This window comes from Campylobacter concisus (assembly GCF_002165815.1).
GTDB lineage: Bacteria > Campylobacterota > Campylobacteria > Campylobacterales > Campylobacteraceae > Campylobacter_A > Campylobacter_A concisus_BH.
This window is the reverse complement of sequence record NZ_NDYN01000008.1, coordinates 13,996-39,448: the sequence shown is the minus strand read 5'-3', so window position 1 is coordinate 39,448 and position 25,453 is coordinate 13,996. Positions and strand designations below refer to the sequence as shown.

35 protein-coding genes and 5 tRNA genes are annotated in these 25,453 nt (G+C 38.3%); 25 read left to right on the top strand and 15 right to left on the bottom strand.

Going from position 1 to position 25,453, the window contains the following annotated elements:
* Positions 1-9 precede the first annotated feature (9 nt).
* Both B9N65_RS08745 and B9N65_RS08740 read right to left on the bottom strand, forming a co-directional pair.
* On the bottom strand, positions 10-552 hold the full coding sequence (locus B9N65_RS08745; RefSeq protein ID WP_087583615.1) for a TRAP transporter small permease: 543 nt from the start codon (positions 550-552) through the stop codon (positions 10-12).
* Complete coding sequence (locus B9N65_RS08740; RefSeq protein WP_087583614.1) at positions 552-1,544, bottom strand: DctP family TRAP transporter solute-binding subunit; 993 nt, start codon at positions 1,542-1,544, stop codon at positions 552-554. The genes B9N65_RS08745 and B9N65_RS08740 overlap by 1 nt, the downstream gene beginning before the upstream one ends.
* Positions 1,545-2,014: 470 nt before the next feature.
* Between B9N65_RS08740 and sodB the strand changes: the two genes are divergently transcribed.
* Complete coding sequence (gene sodB, locus B9N65_RS08735; RefSeq protein ID WP_002941550.1) at positions 2,015-2,632, top strand: superoxide dismutase [Fe]; 618 nt, start codon at positions 2,015-2,017, stop codon at positions 2,630-2,632.
* Positions 2,633-3,624: 992 nt separating this feature from the next.
* On the opposite strand, the gene B9N65_RS08730 is transcribed toward sodB, so the two are convergent.
* A complete protein-coding gene (locus tag B9N65_RS08730; RefSeq protein WP_087583613.1) occupies positions 3,625-4,791 on the bottom strand; it encodes a MalY/PatB family protein in 1,167 nt (388 codons plus the stop codon).
* Positions 4,792-4,879: 88 nt separating this feature from the next.
* Between B9N65_RS08730 and B9N65_RS08725 the strand changes: the two genes are divergently transcribed.
* The 3 genes from B9N65_RS08725 to tpx all read left to right on the top strand — a co-directional run bounded on the left by B9N65_RS08725 (position 4,880) and on the right by tpx (position 7,237).
* Positions 4,880-5,335 (top strand): DIP1984 family protein, encoded by a 456-nt coding sequence (locus tag B9N65_RS08725; RefSeq protein ID WP_021089206.1) that lies wholly within the window; start codon positions 4,880-4,882, stop codon positions 5,333-5,335.
* A 219-nt stretch (positions 5,336-5,554) separates the two neighbouring features.
* Entirely contained in the window at positions 5,555-6,697 is a 1,143-nt protein-coding gene (locus tag B9N65_RS08720) for a trans-sulfuration enzyme family protein (RefSeq protein ID WP_087583612.1), read from the top strand.
* A 9-nt stretch (positions 6,698-6,706) separates the two neighbouring features.
* Positions 6,707-7,237 (top strand): thiol peroxidase, encoded by a 531-nt coding sequence (gene tpx / locus B9N65_RS08715; RefSeq protein ID WP_087583611.1) that lies wholly within the window; start codon positions 6,707-6,709, stop codon positions 7,235-7,237.
* A gap of 6 nt (positions 7,238-7,243) precedes the next feature.
* Here the strand turns inward: tpx and B9N65_RS08710 are convergent, their stop codons facing one another.
* From B9N65_RS08710 to B9N65_RS08690, 6 genes are all read right to left on the bottom strand, one after another.
* A complete protein-coding gene (locus tag B9N65_RS08710; RefSeq protein WP_087583610.1) occupies positions 7,244-7,732 on the bottom strand; it encodes an ATP-binding domain-containing protein in 489 nt (162 codons plus the stop codon).
* A gap of 246 nt (positions 7,733-7,978) precedes the next feature.
* Positions 7,979-8,068 (bottom strand) — tRNA-Ser (locus B9N65_RS08705).
* A gap of 58 nt (positions 8,069-8,126) precedes the next feature.
* Positions 8,127-8,282 (bottom strand): hypothetical protein, encoded by a 156-nt coding sequence (locus tag B9N65_RS11040; RefSeq protein WP_009295236.1) that lies wholly within the window; start codon positions 8,280-8,282, stop codon positions 8,127-8,129.
* Positions 8,283-8,313: 31 nt separating this feature from the next.
* Positions 8,314-8,387 (bottom strand) — tRNA-Cys (locus tag B9N65_RS08700).
* 7 nt (positions 8,388-8,394) lie between these two features.
* Positions 8,395-8,481: transfer RNA gene (locus tag B9N65_RS08695), tRNA-Leu, on the bottom strand.
* Between the two features lie 8 nt (positions 8,482-8,489).
* Positions 8,490-8,565, bottom strand: a tRNA-Gly gene (locus B9N65_RS08690).
* Positions 8,566-8,668: 103 nt separating this feature from the next.
* On the opposite strand from B9N65_RS08690, the gene B9N65_RS08685 reads away from it, so the two are divergent.
* The 8 genes from B9N65_RS08685 (at position 8,669) to B9N65_RS08650 (ending at position 12,872) form a co-directional block, all read left to right on the top strand.
* Positions 8,669-8,744: transfer RNA gene (locus B9N65_RS08685), tRNA-Ala, on the top strand.
* Positions 8,745-8,935: 191 nt separating this feature from the next.
* Positions 8,936-10,156 carry a tyrosine-type recombinase/integrase gene (locus B9N65_RS08680; protein ID WP_087583609.1) on the top strand — a complete coding sequence of 407 codons (1,221 nt, stop codon included), beginning with the start codon at positions 8,936-8,938 and terminating at the stop codon, positions 10,154-10,156.
* Between the two features lie 7 nt (positions 10,157-10,163).
* Positions 10,164-10,829 (top strand): hypothetical protein, encoded by a 666-nt coding sequence (locus B9N65_RS08675; RefSeq protein ID WP_141083846.1) that lies wholly within the window; start codon positions 10,164-10,166, stop codon positions 10,827-10,829.
* Between the two features lie 255 nt (positions 10,830-11,084).
* Positions 11,085-11,297, top strand: a complete 213-nt coding sequence (locus B9N65_RS08670; RefSeq protein ID WP_087583607.1) for a helix-turn-helix transcriptional regulator — start codon at positions 11,085-11,087, stop codon at positions 11,295-11,297.
* Complete coding sequence (locus tag B9N65_RS08665) at positions 11,294-11,563, top strand: hypothetical protein (protein WP_087583606.1); 270 nt, start codon at positions 11,294-11,296, stop codon at positions 11,561-11,563. The genes B9N65_RS08670 and B9N65_RS08665 overlap by 4 nt, the downstream gene beginning before the upstream one ends.
* A gap of 4 nt (positions 11,564-11,567) precedes the next feature.
* Positions 11,568-11,828, top strand: a complete 261-nt coding sequence (locus B9N65_RS08660) for a hypothetical protein (RefSeq protein WP_087583605.1) — start codon at positions 11,568-11,570, stop codon at positions 11,826-11,828.
* Positions 11,821-12,063 carry a hypothetical protein gene (locus B9N65_RS08655; protein ID WP_087583604.1) on the top strand — a complete coding sequence of 81 codons (243 nt, stop codon included), beginning with the start codon at positions 11,821-11,823 and terminating at the stop codon, positions 12,061-12,063. Before B9N65_RS08660 ends, B9N65_RS08655 begins: the two co-directional genes overlap by 8 nt.
* Positions 12,064-12,113: 50 nt before the next feature.
* Positions 12,114-12,872 (top strand): aspartate carbamoyltransferase, encoded by a 759-nt coding sequence (locus tag B9N65_RS08650; protein ID WP_087583603.1) that lies wholly within the window; start codon positions 12,114-12,116, stop codon positions 12,870-12,872.
* A gap of 1,064 nt (positions 12,873-13,936) precedes the next feature.
* On the opposite strand, the gene B9N65_RS08645 is transcribed toward B9N65_RS08650, so the two are convergent.
* Positions 13,937-14,161: an acyl carrier protein gene (locus tag B9N65_RS08645; protein WP_087583602.1), complete on the bottom strand. Its 225-nt coding sequence runs from the start codon at positions 14,159-14,161 to the stop codon at positions 13,937-13,939.
* A 149-nt stretch (positions 14,162-14,310) separates the two neighbouring features.
* Here B9N65_RS08645 and B9N65_RS08640 point away from each other — a divergent pair, with 149 nt between their 5' ends.
* The 12 genes from B9N65_RS08640 (at position 14,311) to B9N65_RS08585 (ending at position 21,984) form a co-directional block, all read left to right on the top strand.
* Positions 14,311-14,535, top strand: coding sequence for a hypothetical protein (locus B9N65_RS08640; protein WP_087583601.1), 225 nt, complete (start codon positions 14,311-14,313; stop codon positions 14,533-14,535).
* A gap of 140 nt (positions 14,536-14,675) precedes the next feature.
* Positions 14,676-14,912, top strand: coding sequence for a hypothetical protein (locus B9N65_RS08635; RefSeq protein ID WP_087583600.1), 237 nt, complete (start codon positions 14,676-14,678; stop codon positions 14,910-14,912).
* Positions 14,909-15,247: a hypothetical protein gene (locus tag B9N65_RS08630; protein WP_087583599.1), complete on the top strand. Its 339-nt coding sequence runs from the start codon at positions 14,909-14,911 to the stop codon at positions 15,245-15,247. Before B9N65_RS08635 ends, B9N65_RS08630 begins: the two co-directional genes overlap by 4 nt.
* Before the next feature lie 96 nt (positions 15,248-15,343).
* On the top strand, positions 15,344-15,658 hold the full coding sequence (locus B9N65_RS11320; RefSeq protein ID WP_257640054.1) for a hypothetical protein: 315 nt from the start codon (positions 15,344-15,346) through the stop codon (positions 15,656-15,658).
* Positions 15,659-16,054: 396 nt separating this feature from the next.
* Positions 16,055-16,297 (top strand): hypothetical protein, encoded by a 243-nt coding sequence (locus B9N65_RS08620; RefSeq protein WP_087581185.1) that lies wholly within the window; start codon positions 16,055-16,057, stop codon positions 16,295-16,297.
* Positions 16,291-16,569: a type II toxin-antitoxin system RelE/ParE family toxin gene (locus B9N65_RS08615; RefSeq protein WP_087583598.1), complete on the top strand. Its 279-nt coding sequence runs from the start codon at positions 16,291-16,293 to the stop codon at positions 16,567-16,569. Before B9N65_RS08620 ends, B9N65_RS08615 begins: the two co-directional genes overlap by 7 nt.
* A gap of 433 nt (positions 16,570-17,002) precedes the next feature.
* The gene (locus B9N65_RS08610) at positions 17,003-17,740 is read left to right on the top strand and encodes a spore coat protein (protein ID WP_087583597.1); all 738 of its coding nucleotides are present in this window, start codon (positions 17,003-17,005) and stop codon (positions 17,738-17,740) included.
* 83 nt (positions 17,741-17,823) lie between these two features.
* Entirely contained in the window at positions 17,824-18,948 is a 1,125-nt protein-coding gene (locus B9N65_RS08605; RefSeq protein WP_087583596.1) for a PepSY-associated TM helix domain-containing protein, read from the top strand.
* A gap of 71 nt (positions 18,949-19,019) precedes the next feature.
* Positions 19,020-20,042: a ribonucleotide-diphosphate reductase subunit beta gene (locus B9N65_RS08600; protein WP_021092521.1), complete on the top strand. Its 1,023-nt coding sequence runs from the start codon at positions 19,020-19,022 to the stop codon at positions 20,040-20,042.
* Complete coding sequence (locus B9N65_RS08595) at positions 20,032-20,523, top strand: hypothetical protein (protein ID WP_087583595.1); 492 nt, start codon at positions 20,032-20,034, stop codon at positions 20,521-20,523. The genes B9N65_RS08600 and B9N65_RS08595 overlap by 11 nt, the downstream gene beginning before the upstream one ends.
* A complete protein-coding gene (locus B9N65_RS08590) occupies positions 20,524-21,291 on the top strand; it encodes a carbon-nitrogen hydrolase family protein (RefSeq protein WP_087583594.1) in 768 nt (255 codons plus the stop codon).
* Positions 21,292-21,351: 60 nt separating this feature from the next.
* A complete protein-coding gene (locus B9N65_RS08585; RefSeq protein ID WP_087583593.1) occupies positions 21,352-21,984 on the top strand; it encodes a protein-L-isoaspartate(D-aspartate) O-methyltransferase in 633 nt (210 codons plus the stop codon).
* A 17-nt stretch (positions 21,985-22,001) separates the two neighbouring features.
* Here the strand turns inward: B9N65_RS08585 and B9N65_RS08580 are convergent, their stop codons facing one another.
* Entirely contained in the window at positions 22,002-22,493 is a 492-nt protein-coding gene (locus B9N65_RS08580; protein ID WP_087583592.1) for a hypothetical protein, read from the bottom strand.
* A gap of 139 nt (positions 22,494-22,632) precedes the next feature.
* Positions 22,633-23,217 carry a hypothetical protein gene (locus B9N65_RS08575; RefSeq protein WP_087583591.1) on the bottom strand — a complete coding sequence of 195 codons (585 nt, stop codon included), beginning with the start codon at positions 23,215-23,217 and terminating at the stop codon, positions 22,633-22,635.
* Positions 23,218-23,385: 168 nt separating this feature from the next.
* Here B9N65_RS08575 and B9N65_RS08570 point away from each other — a divergent pair, with 168 nt between their 5' ends.
* On the top strand, positions 23,386-23,604 hold the full coding sequence (locus B9N65_RS08570; RefSeq protein ID WP_012140605.1) for a hypothetical protein: 219 nt from the start codon (positions 23,386-23,388) through the stop codon (positions 23,602-23,604).
* Between the two features lie 26 nt (positions 23,605-23,630).
* Here B9N65_RS08570 and B9N65_RS08565 read toward each other — a convergent pair whose 3' ends face one another.
* From B9N65_RS08565 to B9N65_RS08555, 3 genes are all read right to left on the bottom strand, one after another.
* Positions 23,631-24,014: a hypothetical protein gene (locus B9N65_RS08565; RefSeq protein WP_087583590.1), complete on the bottom strand. Its 384-nt coding sequence runs from the start codon at positions 24,012-24,014 to the stop codon at positions 23,631-23,633.
* A gap of 105 nt (positions 24,015-24,119) precedes the next feature.
* On the bottom strand, positions 24,120-24,704 hold the full coding sequence (locus B9N65_RS08560) for an outer membrane beta-barrel protein (RefSeq protein WP_223227450.1): 585 nt from the start codon (positions 24,702-24,704) through the stop codon (positions 24,120-24,122).
* Between the two features lie 429 nt (positions 24,705-25,133).
* A complete protein-coding gene (locus B9N65_RS08555) occupies positions 25,134-25,445 on the bottom strand; it encodes a hypothetical protein (RefSeq protein ID WP_087583589.1) in 312 nt (103 codons plus the stop codon).
* Positions 25,446-25,453 lie beyond the last annotated feature (8 nt).

The following is a 25,453-nucleotide window of genomic DNA, read 5'->3' as shown; positions in this document are numbered from 1 at the left end:
TTTTTCTCCTTAGTCTTTGACTACGCTACCATGAGCTAGCTCGTGCGCTTCGTTGCTTACGACCTTTGCTGCTGGAGTTAGAGCTACTTTTATAGCTTTTTCAGCCGAGCGGTAGCTAGCTGTGACAAAGGCTATTGGAAGCACTAGCATAGGGACCCATTGTGGTATGCCAAGGTCTATTATCATCTGCTCGATCTCGTGCAAAATTTTAAGATAATCCACCGAATAAACCGCGATAAATATCAAAAAGACAGTTGTTAAAATGTGCGAAAAGAGCAGGCACGCTTTCGCAAGCGCTGGTGGAAATTTCTCCACCAAGATAGTTACGCTCACGTGAATGCCCTTGTTAAAGCCATACGCTGCGGCAAAAAACGCCGACCAAATGAAGAGGTAGTTTGATAACTCGCTCGCCCACGACCAGCTTTTATCAAAAAAGTATCTGGCCATGACGTTAGCAAAGGCTAGTAGCGTACCAGATGCGAGCCCAGTTACGGCGATAGTTTTGTTTAGCGAAACTATCACAACATCAAGGACGTCAAATATTTTTTTCATCATTTCGCCCCAAGAGTTTTTTCGATTAGCTCTTTGCCGATGACGTCGTAAAATTTAGGATAGATAGCCTGCATAACCTTCTCCCACTCAGCTTTTTGTGCGTCGTCGATCTTGAAAATTTCTAGTTTTTTGCTAGCAGCGATATATTTTTCAAGTTCAGCTATGACGTGAGCGTCCTCTTTTGCTGTCTCTTCTCTCTCGTAAGCTGTAGCCTCGCTTAGAGCTTGTTTTACATTTGCTTTTAGATCATCTGGTAGTTTGTTCCAAAATTTATCACTCATAACGACTAGATAGCCTAGATATCCGTGGTGAGAAAGTGTAAGAGAGCTTTGAACCTCGTGAAATTTAGAGTTATAGAAATTTGAAAGTGGGTTTTCAGTAGCATCAACTACGCCTTGTTGAAGCGCAGAATAAACCTCTGAAAATGGCAGAACTTGTGGGTTGCCACCGATCGCTTTGATCTGCTCTTCAAGCACTTTTGAGCTTTGGATTCTAAATTTTTGTCCTTTTGCATCTTCTGGAGTGAGGATAGGTTTTTTGCTTGAGCTAAAGTGCTTAAATCCAGCATCCCAGTAATCAAGCGCCACAAAGCCCTTCTTAGTCACAAGACCTTTTAGCTCCTCGCCAACTGCGCCATCTTGAACCTTGTGAAGATGGTCTGCATCTTTAAAGATGAAAGGTAGGTCAAATAGCTGAAACTGCGGCACGATAGGTGTAAATTTAGAAAAACTAGGAGCTGCCATTTGAACGTTACCAAGTTTTAACGCACCAAAAACTCTATCGTCATCAAGTAGCTGCGCTGATGGGAAGACTTGAACTTTTATCTTGCCGCCACTTAGCTCCTCAGCGCGCTTTGCAAAAAAGTCAGCTGCCTTGCCCTTTGGCGTAGAAGCTGCGACAACGTGAGCAAATTTGATCGTATAGACCTTATCCGCACCAAATGCTAAGCCACTGATGGCACATGTAAAAAGTAAAGCTTGTAAGAATTTCATCTTTCATCCTTTGTAATAGTTTTGATAGGTGCATTATAAATTTCAAAAATAAAAATTTAGAAATTTTGTTTCATAAATTCACATATCTTTATTTTTATATGTGTATTTTTGTAACAATTTTGATCTAAAATGGATAGTTTTTGCTTCGTAAATTTAACGTAAAAATTTATTTATCATTTTTATAGTCTATTTTTGTTACGTTTCTACACATATTTTTATATTATTTTTTACATTTAGAGAAATTTAAATTTACTTTTCTCTCTTTTGCAAAGCTAAATTTACTCTTTTAGGTTATAAAATTTCACTCTTATAACCACAAATTTATAAAGCAAATTCGCTCATCTTTCATAAATGAAAAATTTAGCTTTTATAAAAACGCCCTATTTTTGGCTTAAATTTTAAAAGATTTTGTTTGTTAATCTTTTGTGGCTATAATGCAAAATAACAAATTTTATTATTAAGGAATTATTATGTTTGAACTAAGAAAACTTCCGTTTGACGCAAACCACAACGCAGTAGTAAGTGCTAAAACCTGTGAATACCACTACGGCAAGCACCACGCGACCTATGTTGCAAATTTAAACAATCTCATAAAAGATACAAAATTTGCTAACGCATCATTTTATGAAATTCTAAAAAATAGCGAAGGCGGCCTTTACAACAACGTCGCTCAAGTTTATAACCACGACTTTTACTGGGACTGCATCGCTAAAAAAAGCGAGATGTCAAGCGAGCTAAAAGCTGCGATTGAAGCAAATTTCGCAAATTTTAAAGAGGAGTTTTTAAAGGCAGCTACAACGCTTTTTGGCTCAGGCTGGGCGTGGCTTGTATTTGATCCAAGCAGCAAAAAGCTAGAGATCGTACAAACTAGCAACGCAAAAACTCCAGTGAGCGATGGCAAAGTGCCACTTCTAGTCGTTGATGTTTGGGAGCACGCTTACTACATCGACAACTTCAACGCTCGTCCAAAATACCTAGAGACATTTTACGAGAATATAAACTGGGAATTTGTAAGCCAAGCTTACGAGTGGGCGCAAAAAGAGGGCCTTGGCTCAGTTGAGTTTTACACAAAAGAACTACATAAATAATATCTGGCGGGTCCTCCCCGCCTTTAAATTTCTGCTTTTTTTCAAATTTAGATATCAAATTTATCATTTTAAAAGAGCGCAAATGCTTCTTTTGACAAATAACCTTTTTATAAATTTACAACCAGTAAATTTATCAGCAAAATCACTTTTTGAAAGATAATGCGATCTTAAACGGCTCAAATTCTCGTTTTGGTAAAATGACTTCTTTTAAATTTAACACTAACGCGAGATATCTCACTTTCAAATTTCTTTTGAGTTGCTAAATTTAGCAAGCAATAGGCGCGCTATCTACTGCTTTGAAAACGACCATTATCATTCGCATTTAAAGGCTTTTTGCTTAAATTTAATACAATTCAAAAATAGCTCGACTTCTCGCTCTTAAATTTATCACTTTCAAATTTAAACTTCTAAATTTATAAGAAAACCGCATAACACACGTGCGACGAACGAAAATTTATTGCATAAAGATGGCATAAAATGCTTGTTTTGACGGATTGCTCTGTTTTGACTAGCAACTTTTTCTAAATTTAACCCAGCAAACAAAGTCGGTAGTGGCTTTAAATTTAAAAAACGCCCTGATACTCAAAGTCTTTAACGCCTTGAAACAACCCTAAAATAGCTTGCTTTTAATATCCAGCCTCTACTAAATTTAATGCAATTCAAGATCACCGCAACTATCTCGCCTTTAAATTTCTATCTTTCAAATTTAAACTGCTAAATTTATAATCCAAAGCAACATTAATGCTCAAAATAAGCGCCATTTTATTGCCTCAAAACAACTCCTAAGCGCGATTATGACGCTCTTTTTGGCGCTAATACACGCTAGCGAAGTAGCAAAATGGCAAAACTGGCTTTATAACCTACACTATTGCGACCAAATAGCCTTCTATTTAAGATTAAAATTCAAAAAACGGGAGAGGGCATAAAAACCACGAGTGGGTGTTTTGATATCAAGCAAAGGCGGCTTAAATTTCAAAGCCACCCAGCCAAAATCATCTCTTTGAAGTGTATAAATTTATACCATTTTGCAAGCGTTTTAGCCCTTCAAGCACCCTTTCACGCTGCGTTGCGATATTCATACGAAGGAAAAATCTATCTCCCCTATAAGCGTTGCCGTCATTTAGCCAAAGCCCAGCTTTGTCGCGTAAGAAATTCATAAATTCGCTCGAATCCTCACAAAACGCACTGCAGTCAAGCCACAAAAGATAGGTCGCACTCGATGGCAAGAGCTTCACTGGCAAGCCTTGCTCTTTTATGAAGTTTGCGACGACCTTTTTGTTTTCAAAAAGATACTCTCTAAGCTCATCAAGCCACGCCTCGCCCTCGTTAAACGCAGCGATTGCGGCGATGATCGCAAAGGCATTTGCCTCGCCGACCTCATCGTAGTTGATAGCGGCATTTAGCCTTGATCTGATCTTTTCATTTGGCGTGACGACGGCTGAGCTTTGAAGGCCAGCTATGTTAAAGGCCTTTGTAGGCGAGATGCACGTGATGGAGTTGTTTTTGCACTCCTCGCTAACGCTGATAAATGGCACGTAGTTTAGCCCAGGATCAGTTATATCGCAGTGAATTTCATCGCTGATAACCAAAACATCGTGCTTATAGCAAAGCTCGCCTATCTTTTTAAGCGTCTCTTTGTCCCAAATTTTGCCTATTGGATTGTGAGGATTACATAGAAGCATCATTGTAGTTAGCGGCTGGGCTAGCTTTGCTTCAAGGTCGTCAAAGTCGATCTCATAAGAGCCATTTTTATAGACGAGGTCGTTTGATAAAATTTCACGTCCGTTGTTTTTGATGCAGTTAAAAAAGACGTGATAGACAGGCGCTTGCACTAAAATTTGATCTCCTGGGCTGCTAAATCTCCTAATGGCAGTCGAGATAGCTGGTATGACGCCAGTGCAAAAGCACATCCACTCATTCTCGAAGCTCACGTTGTGACGTCTTTGCCACCAGCTTTTTATCGCTTCGTTCCACTCTTTTGGGATGAAAGAGTAGCCAAAGACGCCGTTATCAAGACGCTTTTGCAAGACGCTTAAGATCTCAGGTGCGGCCTTAAAGTCCATATCTGCAACCCACATTGGCAAAACATCGCTCTTCATACGCCATTTTGATGAGTTGGTGCCTTCTCTGCTTACTAATGTGTCAAAATCGTACTTCATAGCTTTTCCTTAAATAAAATTTTAAATCAATTATAACCCAAAAGATACTAAGATGATTTAAAAATTTAATACCCAAAAAGGAAAAATGATGAAACTAGCTCAGGCTCTCATCCTAAGATCTGACACGCAAAAGCGCATCGAACAGCTAAAAGTTAGACTACTTAGCAACGCAAAAACGCAAGAAAACGAAAGTCCAAGCGAGGATCCAAAGCTGCTTTTAAAAGAGCTTGACAAGCTAACAAGCGAGCTTTTTAGGCTCATTTGCTCTATAAATTTAACAAACTCAAGTGCTAAATTTGATGGCATGAGCCTCACTGAGATGATCGCTAAAAAGGACGCTTTGACGCTAAAAGCAAACGTGCTTAGGGAGTTTGCCACGAGTGCTAGCCAAAAGGTCGATCTCTACTCAAATAGCGAGATCAAAATTTTAAGCACAGTCGATGTGAGCGCACTTCAAAAGCAAGTAGATGCGCTTTCAAAAGAGATCAGAGAGCTTGAGATGAAGCTTCAGGAGGCAAACTGGTCGGTTGATCTAGTAGAGTAAAAATTTATGGTAAAAATTTAGCCAAAAGCGAGTAAAAAACCAAACATTGGCGGCTTGCGAAGACCAGGCAAAAGCTTAAATTTAGTCTTAGCAATCTTACAAATGCAAATTTAAAAAGCACTTTTACTACCACTTACTGGTTTGGCTATATTTTGGGTGGGTTTGGGGAAAATTAATCTTTATCATGTAAAATTTCGTAAATTTTTAAAAAGGAAATTTATGAAACTAGACACTCTAATCGTAAAAGGCATCGAAGCTAAAAACAACCCAAACAAAGCGGTCGTTCCGCCAGTATTTTTAGCTAGCACATTCGTGCAAGATGACCTTGAAAATTTTCAAGAATTTGCCTACTCACGTGGCAACAACCCTACAAAAAAGGCATTTGATGATATCTTTGCTAAAGTTGAAGGTAGCAAATACGCATTTAGCTTTGGCTCAGGCATGGCAGCAACAGCAGCTGCACTTAGCCTTATAAAAACAGGGCAAAAAGTCCTGCTAAATAGCAACGTCTATGGCGGCACATATAGATATGTCACGACAGTTTTTGAAAGCCACGGCATAAAGAGCGAATTTATAGATGATCTAAATTTTTTAAGCGAAGATGACATAAGCGACGATGTGGCAGCTATCTTCATCGAAACTCCCTCAAACCCTCTTTTAAGAGTGACTGATATCGCTAGAATTTCAAAGATCGCTCACAAAAAAGGCGCTCTAGTCATCGTGGATAATACATTTTTGACGCCTTACTATCAAAAAGTGCTTGAGCACGGAGCTGACATCGTGGTATATAGCGCTACAAAGTATATCGGCGGACATGCTGACGTGATCGCTGGTATCGTCACGCTAAACGACGATGCTTTGGCTGAAAAGATCAAATTTGCCAAAAACACGCTTGGTGGCATCATCAGCCCGATGGACGCATACTACCTAATACGTGGGCTTAAAACGCTTAGCGTTAGGTTTGACAGACAAACGCAAAATACCCATAAAATCATCAAATTTTTAGAGAATAATGACGCCGTTAGCGTGGTGCATTTCCCTGGCTCATACAGCGAGCAAGAGGCAAAGATGCAAGCGGCTCAAGCAAGCGATATCGGCGCTCTTATCTCATTTGAGCTTGATGAAAAATATGATGTAAATAAATTTGTAAAAGCGCTAGAGATTTTTGATCTAGCAGTGAGCCTTGGTGGCGTAGAGAGCCTTATCTGCAGGCCTGCTACGATGACGCACGAGGCATATCCAAAAGAGTTGCTAGATAAGATCGGCATAAAGCAAAATTTGCTTCGCCTAGCCATCGGCATCGAAAACGTCGATGATCTAATAGCCGACCTTGAACAAGCATTTAAAAAAGCTAAAAAATAAGGAGAAATCATGGCAACTACAAAATTTAAAGGTAGTGAGGTAAATTTAAGCGGGAATGAGCTATTTGTCGGCTCTTATGCGCCTGAGGCAAGAGTCGTAGCGCAAGATCTTAGCGAATTTAGCGTGGGCGGAAATAACGGCATAGAAGTGCTTGTCTGCTTACCATCACTTGATACTGGCGTTTGCGCGGCAGAAGCACGTAAATTTAATGAAAAAGTAGCTGGAAAACACGGCGTAAAACTTAGCATCATCTCAAATGATTTGCCATTTGCGATGGGGAGATTTTGCACGACTGAGGGCATAGCAAACCTGCGTGTGGGAAGTGACTTTAGATACGGCGAATTTGCCCAAAACTACGGCATGCTGATGAGCGATGGGGTGCTAAAAGGCTTGCTCGCAAGAGCGGTCTTTGTCATCAAAGATGGCGTCATCATCCACAAACAAATCGTCCCTGAAGTGACCCAGGAGCCAAACTACGACGCAGTTTTTGACGCGATAAAACAAAGCGGCGGATGTGGTTGTGGCTGCGGCTGCCATTAAAATTTACTATGCAAATAGCCCAGCTATGATGGCAAAGAGCTGACTGCCCGTCACCACTAGCTCGCCAACCTCTTTTGCATCTCTTAAAACTAGCCTTATAGAGGCTAGTTTTAGGCTTGATTTTTCTTTTATTTGTTCATTTTTTGGTGGCAGGTCTTGCGTGATGCTTGCGTATTTTTTGATGATCTCTATCACCTGTTTTATCTCATCTGGTAAATTTTCATCCAAATTTTTAGGCAGCGAGATGTATAAATTTTCACGGCTTCTAGTTAGCAAGACATAAATTTTTCTATAAAAAAGCTCCCTTTCATTTTTATATATGGTCTGCAAAAACGGCAAAAAGTTGTGGATGATGACATTTTGCGCTTCAAGGCCTTTGATGGACTGTATAGTCAAAACCTCTACGTTTTTATCCTCTGGCAAGACGCTCTCTTTTATGGCATTTACAGCGACCTTGCTATTACTTAAAACAACACTTGTTTCGCCATCTGGCAAGGCACATTTATTGCCTTTTGCTCTTTAGTATCAAGGTAACTTTTGTATGTTTTCATCTAAACGTTAAATTTACTTTGTTCTCACACTTTTTGAGATTAAAATTCTGCTATTTTTAGCTTTTCCAAGAACACAGTTTTTGCCACAATTTAACACGGATCATGTTTATATTAAGTTATGTTGAGCCCAAATTCTAAAAATTAAAAATAAAAATGACTGAAAAATTAAAAAGTGATTTTAAATTTGAAGTGGCCGGGAGATAGGGATTCGAACCCCAGGAGGCTTTCACACCTCAACGGTTTTCAAGACCGCCGCTTTCGACCGCTCAGCCATCTCCCGAATTAAAGATTTGTGATTATAGCCAACTTTGCTTAAAATTTGCTATAACCACTAAGAATTATTCTGTTTTTTCTTTGACGTAGCTAGCGCCGCTATTAACCTTTTCTTTAGTCCATTCTTTAGCATTATGCGTATCTTCTTTTACGCCGTGCCAAGTGTTTGAACAACCTACCGCAAAAAATGCCATGCATACTATTAAAAGCAATTTTTTCATCGTTATCCCTTTATGTAGTTATTTTTGAAGTTGGAGGCGACACCCGGATTCGAACCGGGGATCAAAGCTTTGCAGGCTCATGCCTTACCACTTGGCCATGTCGCCATTTTGGTGGTGCCCGAGACCGGACTTGAACCGGTACGGTAAAAACTACCGAGGGATTTTAAGTCCCTTGCGTCTACCATTCCGCCACTCGGGCAAATTTAATGGAGCGGGAAACGAGATTCGAACTCGCGACCCCAACCTTGGCAAGGTTGTGCTCTACCCCTTGAGCTATTCCCGCGTTAAAGGTTGCAATGTTACCCAAAAGTTGCTTAAAAATTTATTTTATAAAAACAACTTTCAAAAAAATGTAAGCCATAAAAAGATAAAATACCAAATCTTTTGGGGTTATAGCTCAGCTGGGAGAGCGCTTGAATGGCATTCAAGAGGTCGGCGGTTCGATCCCGCTTAACTCCACCAAGTGACGTTTTCAAGGGTTTTCAAACCTTGCCAAAAAAAGCTTTTCAAAGCCTAAATTTAGGGCTTTTATCACTTTTTAAGCTCTCACTTCTTATCATTGCATTTCAAACAATTCCACTCTTTTGAGTGTGTATCTGAGTGTAAAAAAATATTTTTAGTAACTTTTTACACTCAAAAACAAGGGTTACGAAATGGCAAGCTTTACAAACGATTTGGCACTAAAAAAATTTACACTCAAAAATAAAAATCGTGAGTGGGTAAAAGATGACGGAGTGAAATTTTTATATGTGCTTGCATACAAGACCCAAAAAGAAACCACCAAAACTTTTTATTTCAAATATCAAGAGAGCGACGAGAAGCGAACAACAAAACAAATCAGGCTAGGCAAATACCCAAGCATTACGCTAGCAGAAGCAAGAGCGAAAGCCTTAGAGCTCGAGAGGCTAAGAGACAGGGGCGAGGACTTGCAGACAGCCACAGCCAAGCAAAAGGCTATCACGTTTAAAGACGTAGCCGATGAGTGGATAGACAAAGAGCAGAGTAAAGGGCTAATCGCTTTTAATAAGCAAATCGGACGTATCGAAAAAAATCTAATCCCATATCTAGGCGATAAAGCCATAGCCGAGCTAAAACGCAGGGACTACGCGCACGCAATAGAGCAGATACAAGCACGAGAAGCAAAAGGGGGGATAACACATGAAACATCATTAAGAACTTTTAGGCTACTCCGTAAAATCTTAGATTTGGCAGTAAATAAAGGTTACATCGAACATAATCCAACACGAGATATTATTTTTAACGACGCTTTCAAAACCTCAACAAATAATCACTTCAAAGCCATAACAGAACCTAAAAAGCTAAAAGAGCTATTAGGAGCAATGCAGGACTATCAGGGCTCGTTTTGCACACAGCAGGCATTAATATTTGGCGTGCATACCTTTTTGCGTAGTGCAAACGTGAGAGAACTAAAATGGCAATACGTGGATTTTGAGAATAATTTAATCACATTTCCAGCCGAGGCGATGAAGTTAAGAGAAGTTTTTTATATGCCAATGAGTAAGCAGGTCAAGAAGCTTTTAAAAACAATGCTAGAGCATAAAAGGGGCGATTTTGTCTTTTCTAGTGGTATAAGTGCGACAAGACCGCTAAGCGATAGCACACTCAACCAAGCAATCAAGCGGTTAGGCTTTGGCGATGAGATGGTATTTCACGGCTTACGCACGACAGCAAGCACGCTACTAAATGAAAATATCAAAAATCACGGCTTTAGTAGCGATGTGATAGAGCTTTGCCTAGACCATAAAGAGCGAAGCAGTGTAAAAGCTATTTATGACCGAAGCCAAAGGCTGGACGAGAGGGCGGAGCTTATGCAGTGGTGGAGTGATTATTTAGATAGTTTAATAAAAGAGTAAAAGAACAATGACAGAGAACAAAATTGACTTAAATGAATTATTAGAAATGAAGAGGGATAAAATAATGTTAAAAGATGAGTTATTAAATTTTTTGTCGCGATATGCAAATAAATACCCACAATTTCAAAGCGAGGCTAGTATTTATGAGTTAAAAGAAAGTTTAATTTTTTTAAAAGATTTTAATACTGAGGGCAATTCTTACGTAGATTATTCCGCCAAATTTACCATAAATAAATACATTCAAGATTTAGAAGCCATAGCCAAGAAAAAAGAACGCAAACAAACAAGAGATGAACGCCTACTTAAAAGAATTGAAAAAGCTATTAATACATTATATGGCATAAAAGAGGATTTTTTTATGAGTGAAGATATTGACGAAGAATATCAAGAAGCTATCGTTCCTAACGATAAAGAAACGTGCCAAAAAATAGATGATTTAATATACGCACTTTACTTAAAAATTGATTGTTATGAAAAAGATGAAAATATTACGCCTACAATAGCAAACAAAAAATTTGATAAAGCTTTTTTTGAACTTCTAAACGAAAGAAAAAAGAATAATAATATTAGCCCCCTAGAGTTAGCCAAAGCAATAACACAATTAAGAGTTACCATAAGAAACATTTTTAATAATAAGCCAAATATACGGACAAAATCCGATTTAAAAGCATAAAAAACACCTCTAAAAATTTCTTACATCGAAAGCAATGTAAGAAATTTATTTTTTACATTAAAACTAATGCATTTTTTTAAAAACCTACATTAAAAAACAAACATCTTTTATTTTTCTAGCATCGATTTTAACGCTACTTTTACACTAGCTATTAACATTTTTATTTATTAATATTCTCACATCAAACCAAAGCAAACTAACAATACTTGCAAGTTTTTAACGTTGGCTTTTGTAAATCAAGATAAAGGATAAAAAATGACACCAACACAACACTTATTCAACAAAAAAGAGGCGGCGGAGTTTCTAGGCATAGGCTTATCAACTCTTTATCGTTATCAAAAAATGGACGACTTCCCAAAACCTATCATCTACACAAATCAAACTATCCGCTTTAAACGTGATGACCTCGAAGCCTTTATGTATAAAAAGCAAGGCGGAGCGACACCAGAGCAAGGGGGCGAAAGATGAAGCCCCTAAAACCAAGATATGACAAGCTAAGCGAGGAGGATTTTTATTTAGGCTTTATGCTAATAGTAAAAGAGCGTAACCCTAGCCTGCTTAAAGCCATAAAAGAGGGCGAAACTAGCAAACAAACGGATGAAGCCCTAGACATAGCCCTTAGCTTTTACGATACATCGCTACAACTAGCAAGAGAGATTAACGAACTAGAGGACAAAATCCGACGGCTAAAATCTAAGCCGTCGAGTAATGCACCTCAACGCAAGAAAGGATAATAAGATGAGGTTAGAAATAACAACAGCAGGCAAAGGCGGAGCGATAATCGCTATCGAGCCTAAAAAGATAAAAGAATTTACTAGCCATTTAAGAACTTATGGCGTTTCGAGTGTGAAAGAAGCACCACAAGAGTTAATAAATATGGCTTACGATTTATTTTACATCAACAAAAACCTAAGAAAGCAGGTAAGAGAACTAATAGAACAAGGATACAACAATGAGAACAAGCAAACACAAAGCAACGATATTACGACTAATGATTAAATATGGCAGGGTTACGGGTGCTAATTGCTTACATATAAGCAACGCAAATCACTACTTAGGCGAGCTTTTCAAAGAGGGGATATTAGAAGCCGAAACAATGCACGTCAAAGGGCGAGCAAATTTTAAAGAGTGGTGGATAAAAGACACGCCAGAAGCTAGAGAAAAAGCAAAGCTCTATTTAGAGCCGAGCAAAAAAGAAAATATCCAAAATCCTAATGAGATTAAAAATAAATAGCTGAGTAAAAAAAGGGTGGAGCAGACGCCACCCTTAACAAGGTTACGAACGTGGATATTTTAGCAGAAGTTGAGAGTATTATCAACCCAGCCGAGAGCGGAATTCATATAGACACGATAAGGGCTACATTTTTCAAAAAAGCTATTATTCAAAAGACCCATAAAAAAATCGACCTTTTAAAGTCAGTCGCTCGAAAATATGGCAAAAAATGGCTAAAGCTGGATAAGCAGACAGCAAAAGCCGTTAAGATAGAACGCCGTTACGAGTTTCGAGATTATGAGATAGTTAATATTTATATGCTTAGTGACTTGCCTATTTTCTACGCTACATTAAAAAACGCAGGCAATGAGCCACAAAAGGCATTATTTGAAGTTTATGGACTTAGGCAGTATAACAAGACACCACCACCAAAAAACTTAATAGCGGAACTTCTAGGCGTAATAAATAACGTTTCATCTCTCGACCTATGTTTTGATAAGGATAGCCCCTTTAACCTTGACCCTTTTTGCGATGAGGTTATTAGCTTTGAAAATACCAAGTATCTAAAAAATAACGATGTATTAACTAGAGTGTATTTTTATGACAAGGCAAAAAAGAATAATTTAAACTTGCCTATCTACCGAGCTGAAGCCGTAGTAAGCATAAATCCTAAAAGCAAAGATAACCCCTTGCAACTCAAGCAAAGGCTAAATTTACAACTCCCTTACGCCCTAGATAAGTTTAAATCCATACTGGATAAGACTACTAAAGAGCAAGGCACAATCAAGCCTTACAAGTCAAAAGAGAACAAAAGAGAGCTAAGAGCATAACCAGCCGAGATTTTGGCTCGTTACCTCAACGCAATATAAATTCACTGCCCCTAATTTTTGGGTGAGTGAAGCCCTAATTTTATGCGTTAGCCTAATTTTTGGCTTACGTAACGAAGCCCCTTAAATATGAGCTTTGTCCGTCTCCTTAAAATTAAGGACACGGCCGACCCCTAAAAATAGGCTATCCGTCTAACCAGCTCTAACAATGAAACCCAAACAACCCTATTATCAAAGCTTGAGCCTTGCAAGTGAAACGTAAAAGCTCCATACGTTAAACGTAGCCAGCTTTAAAAGATGACCTAGATTTAATCTACCTCATAGCTTTACAAAAAAATGAAACGATGACAGCCAAAGGGGTGGATTATATCCGCCTCCATAAAAAAACGGGAGCAGGTTATCCACAAAAAAAGGGAAAACCCTAACAATAAAAATGGATTTTACAAAAAAATGAAAACGGCTTTTAACCTTAAGCCAAAACAGCCCTTTTTTTGCTTGCTTAAGTTTTCATAAAAAAGGTAGTTGCAGAGATTGCCACCGCTTGCCATATTTTTAGCGTTTTTTGTCTATCTTTTAAAATCAAAAATCAAAGCCAACACCGAGGGGCTAGAGCTTTGCACGTAAGCCACGCACGAGCGAAAATCACGATTTAAGAAAACGAACGTATAGTGTGCCCCAGTAAAACTACCCTACAATGACCTTTCTGTTACAAAAAATCTCCCCTTATCCTTAAATGAAAAAATTAATTATCAAGAGGGCTAAAAATAATCGCGGTCGCGGTTAAAAAAAATCAGGGGTCGGCGGTTAAAAAAACGAGCAAGCTAAACCAAAGTGGCAAAACTAGAAAGAGCGTAAAAGCCCTATTCTAGGCGTAATTTTGAGCTAGGTGAATTAAATTCATACAGCTTTTTTAAAAGGGCTAGGGGAATTAAATACCGGTAGCTTTGAGCTGGGTAAGTTAAATTTAGGTAGCTTTTAAGTGATGTCACAGCTGACACCCTAGGGGGGGGGTGACACGTGTAACGTTACTTGTAACGGACGAAAAAAGTCGCTCGTTACAAATAATGTTAATCCTCTTTGCTTTCAGTGTAGGGCTTAACCACCTCAACGATTTTATCCATATCAAGCGACTTAATGTAGTTTTCAAGCCAGCTTTTTACCCAATACGGATAACCTCGCCCATTAGTCCCCCAACTATTTACGCCCTGATAGCTTGTTTCTAAAATTTCAGCTAATTGTTTTTTATTAAGCCCTGCACGTTTCATAAGCTCGTTAAATTCATCTCTATCCATTTTTAACCCTTTAAAAAAATATGCGTTAGCATATTAAACAACTTATTAAAAAATGCTTATGTATATTTTATTAAGTTTATTTTAAAGTGCATAAGCATATAATTTATAAATTATTTTAATGCTAATGCATATTTTAAAGGAGCAAAAAAATGTTAATCCCAACCAATTCAGACAGACCAATGTTTAAAAGGTTTCATGAGTTTGTTATCGAGCATAACAACGGTAACACAGAGGCAGACGAACAAACGCTTTATGATGTGGCATACTCGCTATTTTATGAGAGCCATGCGCTAAGAAGCGAAAATGCTAGAGTTTTAACACACAACGGTAAGTTTCACGCGCAAAATGTCGAGCTAGAGGAGCAAAACGAGTAATTAAAAGCCGAGATAGAACAAAGAAACCGAAAATTTGAAAAGCTGGCTAGTAATTACGTAGCCTTGTGCGATGAGATAGACGAGCTACAAAAAGAAAACGCGGAGCTAAAAAGCAAATTATCACTAAAGGAGCAAGAAAAATGAAGTTAGTTTTTAATGAAATCAATAAGAATTTTGAGTTAGGCGTTGAAATAACTTGCGTATTAGGACAAGTATCAACGCTAATGCTAGCACTAGCAAATAAACACGAGAGCATAGACGATAAAGAGAGATTAAACGCTACTTATCTACTAAGTGGCATTTTGCTCGATATTGCCTCAACGCTTGATGATTATGCAATAAAAGACACGAAAGTGACTAAGGAGCAAAGAAAATGACAGCTAAGAGATACGCAAAGTTATACGAGCTTGAAAAGGCTCGAAGCTTTGATGAGCTAATAAGCAAACTAGAGCAAAGCCAGGACGTTAGCAGAGATGAAGCCATTTATCAAGCAGGTGCTAAGGCGTGGCTATTTGTAGATTATTACATTAACGAGCTAAGGCACGCAGAAGCACAAGTAAAGCACTTGAAAAGACAGCTTGACCGCCTAAGCCCTGGTGATAAAAACAAAGAGGACTTTAACAAAAATAATCCCTTAAAAGCCAAAGGGATTTTTAAATGGCACAAGCCCTTAAAAGGTGCGAGCTTACAAAACGATATGCGAGCAAGTTAATCTAAGTGGGGCGAGGCTAGCCCCTAACCTCATCACTCCACGAGAGCGTAAACAGCCTTTTTCATAAAATACTAAAAAATCAAAAAGGCTAAATCAATGCTACCAAAAGAGCTTAATACACTTGAAACCTTTTTTAAAATCCTTGATAAGTTTTACCCAGACTGGGAGAAGCGAACAGACGATTATTATTTAACCGAAATAGCTTTTTTAATTCTAAAAGTATTTAACAGCCCTTACACGGACGAAACTATTATTAACAATTTACGAGTTATGAAAGTGAGTAAATACGATAAAGAGTTAGCCAAAATTTACGCTTTGCCACTAGAGGCTTACAAGTGGATTATGCAAAATAGAATGAAGCCAGATAGAGCAAAGGCGAGCGTAAAACGATATGTAAAAAATGCGATGTAAAGAAACGGCTATTTATTTAAATACTAAAGCATAAAACAGCAAAGAAACGGCGAAAGCTTTCGCAAAGGCAAGAACCGGAGCAAGAGAGGTTTTAAATAGTAAGTGCGAAAAGTTACCATACAAACAACGATAAAAACAAGGCTAAAAGCGAAAAGTTACCACTAAAAGAATGGGAACAAAAATGAGCGCTCAGCTGAAGCCAAAATAACGCTTTTATCGGGATAAACTCAAAAATCAGAAATAGAAATGAGCGCCTAAGTGAATACTATGCGAATACTAGCAAGCACGCAATAAGCGTATAAAGTGGGTAGTTAGTGAATAAAAGTGAATACCAAAATAGAACGTAAGCCACCTTTTAACAATACAAGCTAAAATAATCAAAAGAAAGGGTTACAAATGCAAACATTAACCATACAAGCAGACGAAGCATTAATAAGCCAAATAGTAGCAATAAGCAAGGCTCTAGCTAATACGACTAATCAAAAGCTAATTATCGATGAGGATTATCCGATTTACGACGATGGCAAGACGATGAAGCAAAGGATAGCCGATTACGAAGCGGATATTGAAGCTATCAGACGTGGAGAGCTTGAAACCTATCCGTTAGAGACGTTAAAAGCCGAGATGGAAAAATGGTAATTAGACGCACAGCACGCTTTAACCTCGAATTAAAAGCAGTGTTTGACTTCATAGCTAAAGATAGCCTAAGCAGGGCGCGAGAGTTTAGAAACGAACTTATCGCAAAGATAGAACGCACAGCACAGACGCCTTTTATTTGTCGTAAGTCTATTAATTTTAACGATGAGAGCATAAGAGATTTGATTTTTAAAGGTTATGTGATACCTTACTTGATAGATGATGAGGTTATTTATATGCTAGGCATTTACAAGGCTAACGAGTGGGAAGCGTGAAACGTAATAAGGCGGTAATGTTTCACAAAATAACCTTAATTAAGTTTTCGAGCAAAAAAGAGATGAAAACTAATTTTTCTTAAGCCAAAACGACTGCTTTAAGCGCCCGAAACTTAAATCATTTAACTTTACAACTTCACAATCCCATATTTTAGGCACTTACAATTATTTTGTATTGAAAACTAAACTTTTCATAACCAAAAATTTAATCACTTGAACCTTAAAAGCTCGAATGTAAGTTTGAGTGTAAAAATTATTGCTTTTAATTTTCTAAAAATACGATAATAACGGACTTTAGAGCTAAAATCATTTTTCGCTTAACTCCACCATGATTTTACTCTCTTTTTTTTGCTAACAAATATTTTCACGTTTTTCATGAAATTTTAAGTCAAATATATGTAAAAATTTAGAATTCTTTCGCTACATTTACAATATGCAAAATTTAAAACAATATGTAAATAAAATTTTAAAAAATCACCACGATGAGCGTGTATTTAGCTTTGAATTTGATGGGCAAAAATTTTGGTTAAAGCGCATTGAAAAGAGCATTGAAGGCGGCTTCTTAACTAAAATTTTTAAACCAAACCCTTATAAGTCATTTGCCGCTGAGATAAAAAAGCTTGAAATTTTAAACGAGGTAAATGCCCCTGCTCCAAAACTCGTGCTAAAAAGTGATGAATTTTTCGTTATAGAAGATGTTGGCGAGCCAGTTGCTAGGCTATTTAAATATAGCACCGACGAAAATTTTAGGCATGAAATTTTACTAAAAGCAGCCCACGCATTAGCTGGACTTCACGCGCTAAATTTCGCACACGGACGCCCAGCACTTAGGGATATCGCCATAAAAAATGACGAGATAAAATTTCTTGATTTTGAGTCAAAATTTTTTAGCGATGATCTAGAGCTTAGAAAGTGTCGTGATCTGCTAGTTTTCATCCACGAGCTCTACCGACAAAAAATTTCAAACGAGCTTGTAAAGGAGGCGATTGATGAGTACATCAAAGCTAATGGTAGCGAAATTTACGAGTACTCTTTGCGATTAATAGTGAAATTTAAGCCACTTTTCTACCTACTAAGGCCGTTTAAATTTTTAGATAAAAAAGATCTAAATGCAGCTATTTCAACATTTGAGCTACTTTTGCCAGCCACAAAATCCAAAATCACTTCTTGATAACTAAAAAATAATCTTCTAAATTTTATCTCTACTTAACAAAAAATAAATTAATATTCGTTATTAAAATTAAAAGGAGATATATGTTTTTCAAGCGCAACAAAATCATTTTCAACATCCACCTAATAATCGGTCTGATCGCGACTATACCGCTACTTATCATGACACTTGCAGCGCCATTTGCCTCTTATAGAGAGGAGATCAAGTCTGCGATAAATGAAAAATATATAAATTTAGCACCTAGCGAAAAGCCAAATTTAAGCTTAAGCGAGATCCTCGCCAAAGCAAAAAGTGAGATCAAATTTGACACGCTTGAAAACGTGCAAATCAGCGGCGAGAACAAAGCTTACAGCATCAGCGTCACTAAAGATAAAAAGCTCTTAAATTTTTTCATCGATCCACGTAGCGGCGAGGTGATCAGCGAGGACTGGGGCGAGAAAACTCGCATGATAATACTAAGCCTACATAGAAATTTAGGCCTTGCCCTGCTTGATAGCAAAGTCCCAGCCAACATCGGCAAGCAAATAGTCGCCATTAGCTCGATCATCATGGCGCTTCTTGCCATCAGCGGCCTCATCCTCTACGCACCAGTGATCAAGCGAAATTTACTAAATTCGCTAAAGATCAAAACAAACGCAAAGGGCTACGCCTGCTTTTACAACCTCCACACGAGCCTTGGCACCTACGTGGCGATCCTACTTGTCGTGATGTCACTAACTGGCCTTTACTGGTCTTATGGCTGGGTCAGAAATAGCGTAAATAGCGTATTTTTCGAGCTAAAACCAAGCCAGGCGCAAAGGGCAATGCCTCAAAGAAATTTAATCCCAATAAGCGATGATAAATTTAAAGAGATCGAGACTGCGGAGCAAATTTTTAAAGACAATGTCACACTAGAGCTAAAATCACTCACGATAAACGTGCCTGAAAACAACCAAAGCACCTACACGATAAACTACGAAACTAGCGAGAGCCAAGTGGGCAAACTAAAGCTTGACGCGAGCACTGGCAAGATCAAAGAAAACAAGCTTGTTAGCAAGGCTGATAGCATCCCAGAGGCAAAAAAGGCTGGCCGAAAAGTGCTTAGCTTGCACACTGGAGAGATGTTTGGCGAGGTTGGCCAGATCGTCTTTGCCATCTCTTGCGTGATCGCCGTTTTGCTAATAATAACTGGCTTTTTGATGACCATAAAAAGGAGCAAAGCCATATAAATAAAAGTAAATTTTTACCTTGCTTTGGGTAAGATTTTAAGAAATTTTTACCACAAACAAGAGAGAAATTTATGAACAGAAAACGCATCTACAACCCAAGTTCAAATGAAAATTTGACCGACAGAAGAGTCTTTAACGGCAACCCACACGGCATTTTAAATTTCACCAAGGCAAAATACGAGTGGGCGTTAAAGCTTTGGGACCTCATGGAGGCAAACACATGGTTTCCAAAAGAGGTCGATACCACCGACGACGTGCGCGACTACGCCTACAACCTCACAGAGGCTGAAAAACGCATGTATGACCTCGTCTGGAGCCAGCTCATCTCGATGGATAGCTTCCAGACAAACAACCTAGCTGACAACATCAACCCTTACATCACCGCACCAGAGATCAACGCCGTGTTAAGCCGCCAAGCCTACGAAGAGGCAAACCACAGCAAGTCTTACGCTGTCATGGTCGAGGCGATCTGCGACAACACCGACCTCATCTACGAGATGGAGAAGCACGACGACGTCTTACGCGAGAAAAACGACTACATCTCAAGCGTCTATGAGGAGCTTGCAGGCGAAGTGACTGATGAGAAGCTACTTCTAGCGATGGTTGCGAACCAAATTTTAGAGGGCATCTACTTTTACAGCGGCTTTACAGCGATCTACGCCCTAGCTCGCGCTGGCAAGATGCTAGGCTCAGCGCAGATGATACGCTTCATCCAACGCGACGAGATCACACACCTGCTCTTGTTTCAAAACATGATAAATTCAGTCCGCAAAGAGAGGCCTGATCTTTTCACACCTGAAACTGAGGCAAAAATTTATGATATGTTTGAAAAAGCTGGAAATTTAGAGATCAAATGGGGCAAATACATCACCCAAAACCAAATAATGGGCTTTACCGACGATATCATCGAGCAGTACATCCACTATCTCATCGACCAACGCCTAGTTGCGATCGGCCTAAAACGCAAATACAACGTCACTCACCCGATCAAATGGGTCGATGACTTTGCTAAATTTAACGACCAAAAGTCAAATTTCTTTGAAGCAAAGGTGACAAACTACAGCAAGGGAAGTATCAGCTTTGATGACTTTTAAAAATGGCATCTTAGCCCTTGCCTGCGTGCTTTTTGTGGGGTGTGCGAGCAGTAGTAATGAAAGAGCCATCAGCATAGCAAATAAGGATTTGCTAAATAGTTTTAACCCTTACATACTTGCAAAAACAAACGAAACTAAAGATAGCGTCACCTACCAAAGCATGCCAGCTGGCGATGTTTGGCCAAGTCTAGCGCCTATTGGCTCTGCGCTTGTTGTTGATGTTTTTAAAGAGATAAACAAAACATGCAACTTCAAATATAGCGACCTAAAAGAGACTAGGATGGTATATTTTGACGATAAAACCTCGTTTTCTTATGAAGTTTGGGTCTTTAACGACCCGCTCTCAGGGCGTGATGACAAGATCACAGCCATAACTGTTTTGCTAAAGCCAACGCCTGATATCGGTGGAACGGATATGGATTTTAGAATTCCAGAAAATTGTCATGCGCCAAAGCAAACTACATTTGTATTTGGGAAATAAATGAGCGAAAATTTAAACCTAATAAGCCTAACTTTAAAGGCAAAAAATGCAACAGATCGGCTAGAAGAGCTTGCAAATTTAGTTGAGGCTGCACCTGAAAACTCTCTCCTGCTTGCAAGCGAGCTTTGCATAAGCGGCTATGATTTCGACGGCTTTTTTGCTGGGGCAAATAAAGCGATGCTTGGTGGCATGATAGGCAGCTTTGATGCGATGCTGCTTGAGCGCTTGCAAGAAGCGCTTAGCCCAGATAAATTTCTTGGTTTTACGCACCTTAGCAGCCTAAACAAAAGCGCAGGGCTCGCTCAAATTTCAAATCTAAATCCGCACCAACCAAAAATTTATAACGAATTTTTACTTCTTAACTCAAACAACGTCTTTCATTCGCAGTTTAAGGCTGAGCTTTTTAGGCCAAATTTAGAGCACGAGATATTTGCTGCTGGCGAAGTGAGCGATATAAATGCTTTTGATTTTAGAGGGCTAAAACTTGGCGTGCTCATATGCTTTGAGCTGCGTGATAGCAGGCTTTGGGCAAAGCTAAAAGGATGTGACATCATCATGGTGCCAGCCATGTGGGGCAAGGCTAGAAAAGAGGCCTACCTTAGCCTTTGCAAGGCACTTGCGATCGCAAATAACTGCTACGTCATGATCTCAAGCTCGCTAGATCTTGAGCTCGCTGGGGTCTTTTTGCCAGATGGCACGCTAAAAGCAAGCGCAGTTTTTGACGCAAATTTGATCACGCAGATAAAGAAAAATTTAGGGCTTTTATAAATTTTAAGATAAGCTTTAAATCGTATAATAACGATTTAAAATTTGTTTAGGATAGAAATTTTGACCCCATTAGAAGCGATAAAATGCCAAAATTTAGCTAGCGACATAGCCGATGAGATCACGCTAAGTCCGCTTTTGTTTGACGCGATATCAACGACTGAGCGTGAAATTTTCGTGCCCATCCCTGCGCATGCTTACAAGCTTGACGCACAGCCGATACTAGGCAACCAATGGATCAGCTCGCCGCTAACTGTGGCAAAGATGACGATGGCGCTAGAGTGCGAAAACGTGGATAACATCCTAGAAATAGGCTGTGGCAGTGGCTATCAAGCAGCGATACTAAGCAAGCTCGCGCATAGAATTTTTAGCGTCGAGCGCATAGAAAAGCTAGCCATGGAGGCAAAAAAACGCTTCGAGGCACTAAAGATCAAAAACGTACACGTAAGATATGATGATGGCAACAACGGCTGGCGAAGCTACGCGCCGTTTGATAGGATTTTACTCTCGGCTGCTGCCGATGAGATCTCGCCAAATTTATTCGCTCAACTAAAAAATGGCGGCATTTTGGTCGCTCCGATGAAAAAAGATGGCAAGCAGTTTATCGCTAAATTTAGAAAAGATGAGAGTGGAAATTTAGAAAAAGAGTACTTAGACGAGTGTCTTTTTGTGCCACTTCTTGAGGGCAGAGAGTAGAGGCTTTACCTCTACAACTACCACCTAACCAGCCACTCACCGCTAGGGTGCTGCGTAAATATAATATCATCAAATTTTGCTACTTCTTCGCTATCTGGAGTAATAAATGTCACATCAAAACTAAATGCGTTTTTGGCGATAAATTTAATATTTTCTATACGTAAAATATTGACACAATCAGCATATGTATATTTAAAAGTTCTTAAAAGACTTTCATCTTTTCTTAGCGCAGGTGCCCTTGTGCCACCTTCCATGAATTTATCATTTTTATTAGCCTTATAGCATGCCATATTTGCTAAAAATTCCTGCATCCTAGGCTTTGCACTATCAAATTTTGCTTGATACTCCCTTGCAACTTTAGCCTTAGATACATTATCTTGAACGGACGGAGTGATTATTGTTGCGCCTTGACTGCCATTTGTTGGTGTTTGTAGGCTAGGCAGATCCGGGAGAGTGCAACCACTAAAAATAGCAGATACCATAATAAGATAGAGTGATTTTGTTTTCATTTTTTTCCTTTTTTTTAAAGTAGAAATCATTCTACCCCCCCCCCCGCTTAAAGGTTGCTTGGATAGGTTAAAATTTTAACAAATCATCTACGTGAGTAAAAGATGGCAAAGCCTAAGCCTTGCCTTGAATTAGAATTTATTAGAATTTATAAGTGTAGCCTGTGTAAATTCCCACACTTGTATCTCTTAGCTGAGCGCCGCTATTTTTCTTATAAAATGTCTTATCAGCTTTTAGACCAAACTCAAGTGCGTTGTGAGCGTCAAATGAGTAGATACCGCCAGCTTTTGCACCAATCAACAAACCTTTGAAATTTTTCTTGCTAGTTTCGTTTTCAAAGCTTTGTCTAACACTTAGATAACCAAGACCAGCGTAACCGCCAAGTACGGCTTTAAAGTTTTCAGTGATGTTTGGAGTGTAGTCAGCGCCTGCTATAAGCTTATGCTTGCTCCATTTTGCGTCTGCTTCGCCAGCATTTTTTCTAGCTTTAAAGTCGTAGTAGTAGCCACCATACGCTCTATAGCTGTCAAAATCATAACCGCCATAAAAGCCAAGTCCGTAGTGACCTTTGTTGAAGTTATTTTTTTCGCTTTTTGCGATATTTTTAGTTTTGATCTTTGAGTTGAACGAATAATCGCCCTCGCCACCGACAAATGCGCCCTGTGCAAGCGCTGCTGAACTAACTAAAGCTAAAACCAAGCTTGATTTTACAAGTAAATTTTTCATACTTCTCCTTTAAAAATTTTCGTGATTTTACTATTACGCGTTTAATCTATATGAAATTTAAATTTAACAAAGCCCTATTTTTCGCTCTTTTCAGCCTTTAAAATTTAAATTTTTTATATTTACTATTAAATTTTAAAATTAGATGAAATTTTCATCAAAGGAGAGAAAATGGCACTAGATAAAGAGCTAGTAAATTTCGGTGAAGAGCATGAGCTAAATGCGATCCTTTCAAAATTTGGCAAATCACAAAGCCAAAAAAATAGAGCAACACTAGGCGAGCTTGGCAAAAAATGCAAGGAAAAACTTGCTAAAAGAGTGCTAACTCAAGACGAATTTGGTGAGTTTGTAAAAGCTCATCTAAAAGAGCTTGAAGACAAAAAAGCCTAAATTTCTGGGGGAGACCCCAGAAAATGCTACTTGCAATCCTCTCTTGTCAAATTTATCACAGTAAAGTTCTTGCCGTTCTCGTAGTTGTATATCCACGAAGCTTTGTCGATAAGAGGGTTTTTACTGCTACAAAAGTCCTCTTTTAGCATTTCAGTCTGCAACCTTTTAAACTCATCTACCTGCTCTTTGGTAAATTTACTAAATTTAATATCCTCGCTATCATTTATAACAAAGGTGGTTTTTATGGTCTCATTTTCACATGTAGCACCCGTTATTACGCTATTTTCATCGACTCTTGTGGGAGCTGGCTCATCGATCATGCTTACAACAGCTTTAATAAATGCATTATTGCAATCAACCGCAAACGTAGCCGTTAAGAGCATAAATAAAGACAATATTATCTTTTTCATTTTGTAGCCTTTTTGGAAAGTATATTAAATTTAATGGTAAAAATACTAGAGATAAATTTACGCCCAAAATAGGACGCAAATTTCTTAAGGAGGGAATGTTTAAAATTAAAATTTATAAGTGTAGCCTACATAAAGACCGATGTTGCTCTCTCTAACTTTAACTTCTTCAATTTTTCTATAAAAAGTATAGTCAGCCTTAACGCCAGCCTCTAAAATATTGTTTTGATCAAGTAGGTACTCAGCACCGAATTTTGTGCCCAACACAAAACCAGTTGAGTGTTGTGCACTATCTGAATTATCTACTTTAAATTTTATTCTTGAAACGCCAGTATAAGCACCTGCTACAAGCTTAACATCGCTGGTAATGCTTGGAGTATAGTCAGCACCTGCTAGAAAGCTGTGTTTATTCCACTTAATTGTATATTTTTCACCATCATCTTCTAACTCTTTTTTAGTCTGAAAATTATAAAAATAAGCACCATAAGCTCTGAAGCTGTCAAAATCATAACCAGCTTTTACACCGCTGTTAAATTGACCTTTCCTAAGTCTTGCTCCATCGTTAGCCTCAGATAACTTTACATTTGACGCAAAAGAGTATCCGCCCTCGTAACCAATAAATGCTCCCTCTGCCATAGCAAATGAGCAAACCGCACATGCAATCATGCTAGCTTTCAAAAATGAACTTTTCATTTTCAATCCTTTAAAAATATAATGTAAATGTAATTTTACGGATTTTTATTTAAAATATTATTAATTTATAATATTAAATAAGTATTGATAAATTTACTTTGTTTATAAAGTTCGTATTTTAGGGATTTATAAAATAAATTTATTAAATTTTGCATTATTAAAAAGTAACATCTAGTCGTTAAATTTCAAAAATGCTATAAAATTTCTCGCACGAGAAGCTGCAATATAAGAGGTCAGCTAAATGATTTTTGGAGATAAACTATTTCTAAAAAAGCTTAAATTTCTAGCTTTTCTGTATTTTTATCAAATAACCCATTAAATTTAATAGATAAAATTTATAAACTTCAAAAAATATCTAAAAATTTGGCATCCTAAGAAGCATTTGCAAGTGTAATGCAAGAGGACAAAGAGCTAGTCGAAGTATTAAATTTACCATCCTCTTCTATGATGTATATAGTGATGCTCGTAGCTATTTTCAGCACCACAGCCAGCCTTTAAAAGGCCACGCACTATACCGCCGCCGCCAAGCGCTTCTGGTCCTAATGATCTATCCCAGCGATCCTCGCATTCATGTTTTTTAGCCTCTTTATAAGCTATATCGCAAAGGGCCAAGAAGATGCCAAGCGCAATCGATATTATAAATTTATGAGTAGTGCTTAGTTTGCCATTATTGGCATTAGAAGGATCTGCCTCTTTTTTATTTTTAACTTTACTTGTTCTTTTTCTTCTTAGTTTGCCCATCTTTTTAC

Excerpts from the sequence above, each read along its gene's own strand:
- B9N65_RS08745 (WP_087583615.1), bottom strand. The coding sequence starts at position 552 with ATGAAAAAAATATTTGACGTCCTTGATGTTGTGATAGTTTCGCTAAAC.
- B9N65_RS08740 (WP_087583614.1), bottom strand. The coding sequence starts at position 1,544 with ATGAAATTCTTACAAGCTTTACTTTTTACATGTGCCATCAGTGGCTTA.
- sodB (WP_002941550.1), top strand. The coding sequence starts at position 2,015 with ATGTTTGAACTAAGAAAACTTCCGTTTGACGCAAACCACAACGCAGTA.
- B9N65_RS08730 (WP_087583613.1), bottom strand. The coding sequence starts at position 4,791 with ATGAAGTACGATTTTGACACATTAGTAAGCAGAGAAGGCACCAACTCA.
- B9N65_RS08725 (WP_021089206.1), top strand. The coding sequence starts at position 4,880 with ATGAAACTAGCTCAGGCTCTCATCCTAAGATCTGACACGCAAAAGCGC.
- B9N65_RS08720 (WP_087583612.1), top strand. The coding sequence starts at position 5,555 with ATGAAACTAGACACTCTAATCGTAAAAGGCATCGAAGCTAAAAACAAC.
- tpx (WP_087583611.1), top strand. The coding sequence starts at position 6,707 with ATGGCAACTACAAAATTTAAAGGTAGTGAGGTAAATTTAAGCGGGAAT.
- B9N65_RS11040 (WP_009295236.1), bottom strand. The coding sequence starts at position 8,282 with ATGAAAAAATTGCTTTTAATAGTATGCATGGCATTTTTTGCGGTAGGT.
- B9N65_RS08680 (WP_087583609.1), top strand. The coding sequence starts at position 8,936 with ATGGCAAGCTTTACAAACGATTTGGCACTAAAAAAATTTACACTCAAA.
- B9N65_RS08675 (WP_141083846.1), top strand. The coding sequence starts at position 10,164 with ATGACAGAGAACAAAATTGACTTAAATGAATTATTAGAAATGAAGAGG.
- B9N65_RS08670 (WP_087583607.1), top strand. The coding sequence starts at position 11,085 with ATGACACCAACACAACACTTATTCAACAAAAAAGAGGCGGCGGAGTTT.
- B9N65_RS08665 (WP_087583606.1), top strand. The coding sequence starts at position 11,294 with ATGAAGCCCCTAAAACCAAGATATGACAAGCTAAGCGAGGAGGATTTT.
- B9N65_RS08660 (WP_087583605.1), top strand. The coding sequence starts at position 11,568 with ATGAGGTTAGAAATAACAACAGCAGGCAAAGGCGGAGCGATAATCGCT.
- B9N65_RS08655 (WP_087583604.1), top strand. The coding sequence starts at position 11,821 with ATGATTAAATATGGCAGGGTTACGGGTGCTAATTGCTTACATATAAGC.
- B9N65_RS08645 (WP_087583602.1), bottom strand. The coding sequence starts at position 14,161 with ATGGATAGAGATGAATTTAACGAGCTTATGAAACGTGCAGGGCTTAAT.
- B9N65_RS08640 (WP_087583601.1), top strand. The coding sequence starts at position 14,311 with ATGTTAATCCCAACCAATTCAGACAGACCAATGTTTAAAAGGTTTCAT.
- B9N65_RS08635 (WP_087583600.1), top strand. The coding sequence starts at position 14,676 with ATGAAGTTAGTTTTTAATGAAATCAATAAGAATTTTGAGTTAGGCGTT.
- B9N65_RS08630 (WP_087583599.1), top strand. The coding sequence starts at position 14,909 with ATGACAGCTAAGAGATACGCAAAGTTATACGAGCTTGAAAAGGCTCGA.
- B9N65_RS11320 (WP_257640054.1), top strand. The coding sequence starts at position 15,344 with ATGCTACCAAAAGAGCTTAATACACTTGAAACCTTTTTTAAAATCCTT.
- B9N65_RS08620 (WP_087581185.1), top strand. The coding sequence starts at position 16,055 with ATGCAAACATTAACCATACAAGCAGACGAAGCATTAATAAGCCAAATA.
- B9N65_RS08615 (WP_087583598.1), top strand. The coding sequence starts at position 16,291 with ATGGTAATTAGACGCACAGCACGCTTTAACCTCGAATTAAAAGCAGTG.
- B9N65_RS08610 (WP_087583597.1), top strand. The coding sequence starts at position 17,003 with ATGCAAAATTTAAAACAATATGTAAATAAAATTTTAAAAAATCACCAC.
- B9N65_RS08605 (WP_087583596.1), top strand. The coding sequence starts at position 17,824 with ATGTTTTTCAAGCGCAACAAAATCATTTTCAACATCCACCTAATAATC.
- B9N65_RS08600 (WP_021092521.1), top strand. The coding sequence starts at position 19,020 with ATGAACAGAAAACGCATCTACAACCCAAGTTCAAATGAAAATTTGACC.
- B9N65_RS08595 (WP_087583595.1), top strand. The coding sequence starts at position 20,032 with ATGACTTTTAAAAATGGCATCTTAGCCCTTGCCTGCGTGCTTTTTGTG.
- B9N65_RS08590 (WP_087583594.1), top strand. The coding sequence starts at position 20,524 with ATGAGCGAAAATTTAAACCTAATAAGCCTAACTTTAAAGGCAAAAAAT.
- B9N65_RS08580 (WP_087583592.1), bottom strand. The coding sequence starts at position 22,493 with ATGAAAACAAAATCACTCTATCTTATTATGGTATCTGCTATTTTTAGT.
- B9N65_RS08575 (WP_087583591.1), bottom strand. The coding sequence starts at position 23,217 with ATGAAAAATTTACTTGTAAAATCAAGCTTGGTTTTAGCTTTAGTTAGT.
- B9N65_RS08570 (WP_012140605.1), top strand. The coding sequence starts at position 23,386 with ATGGCACTAGATAAAGAGCTAGTAAATTTCGGTGAAGAGCATGAGCTA.
- B9N65_RS08565 (WP_087583590.1), bottom strand. The coding sequence starts at position 24,014 with ATGAAAAAGATAATATTGTCTTTATTTATGCTCTTAACGGCTACGTTT.
- B9N65_RS08560 (WP_223227450.1), bottom strand. The coding sequence starts at position 24,704 with ATGAAAAGTTCATTTTTGAAAGCTAGCATGATTGCATGTGCGGTTTGC.
- B9N65_RS08555 (WP_087583589.1), bottom strand. The coding sequence starts at position 25,445 with ATGGGCAAACTAAGAAGAAAAAGAACAAGTAAAGTTAAAAATAAAAAA.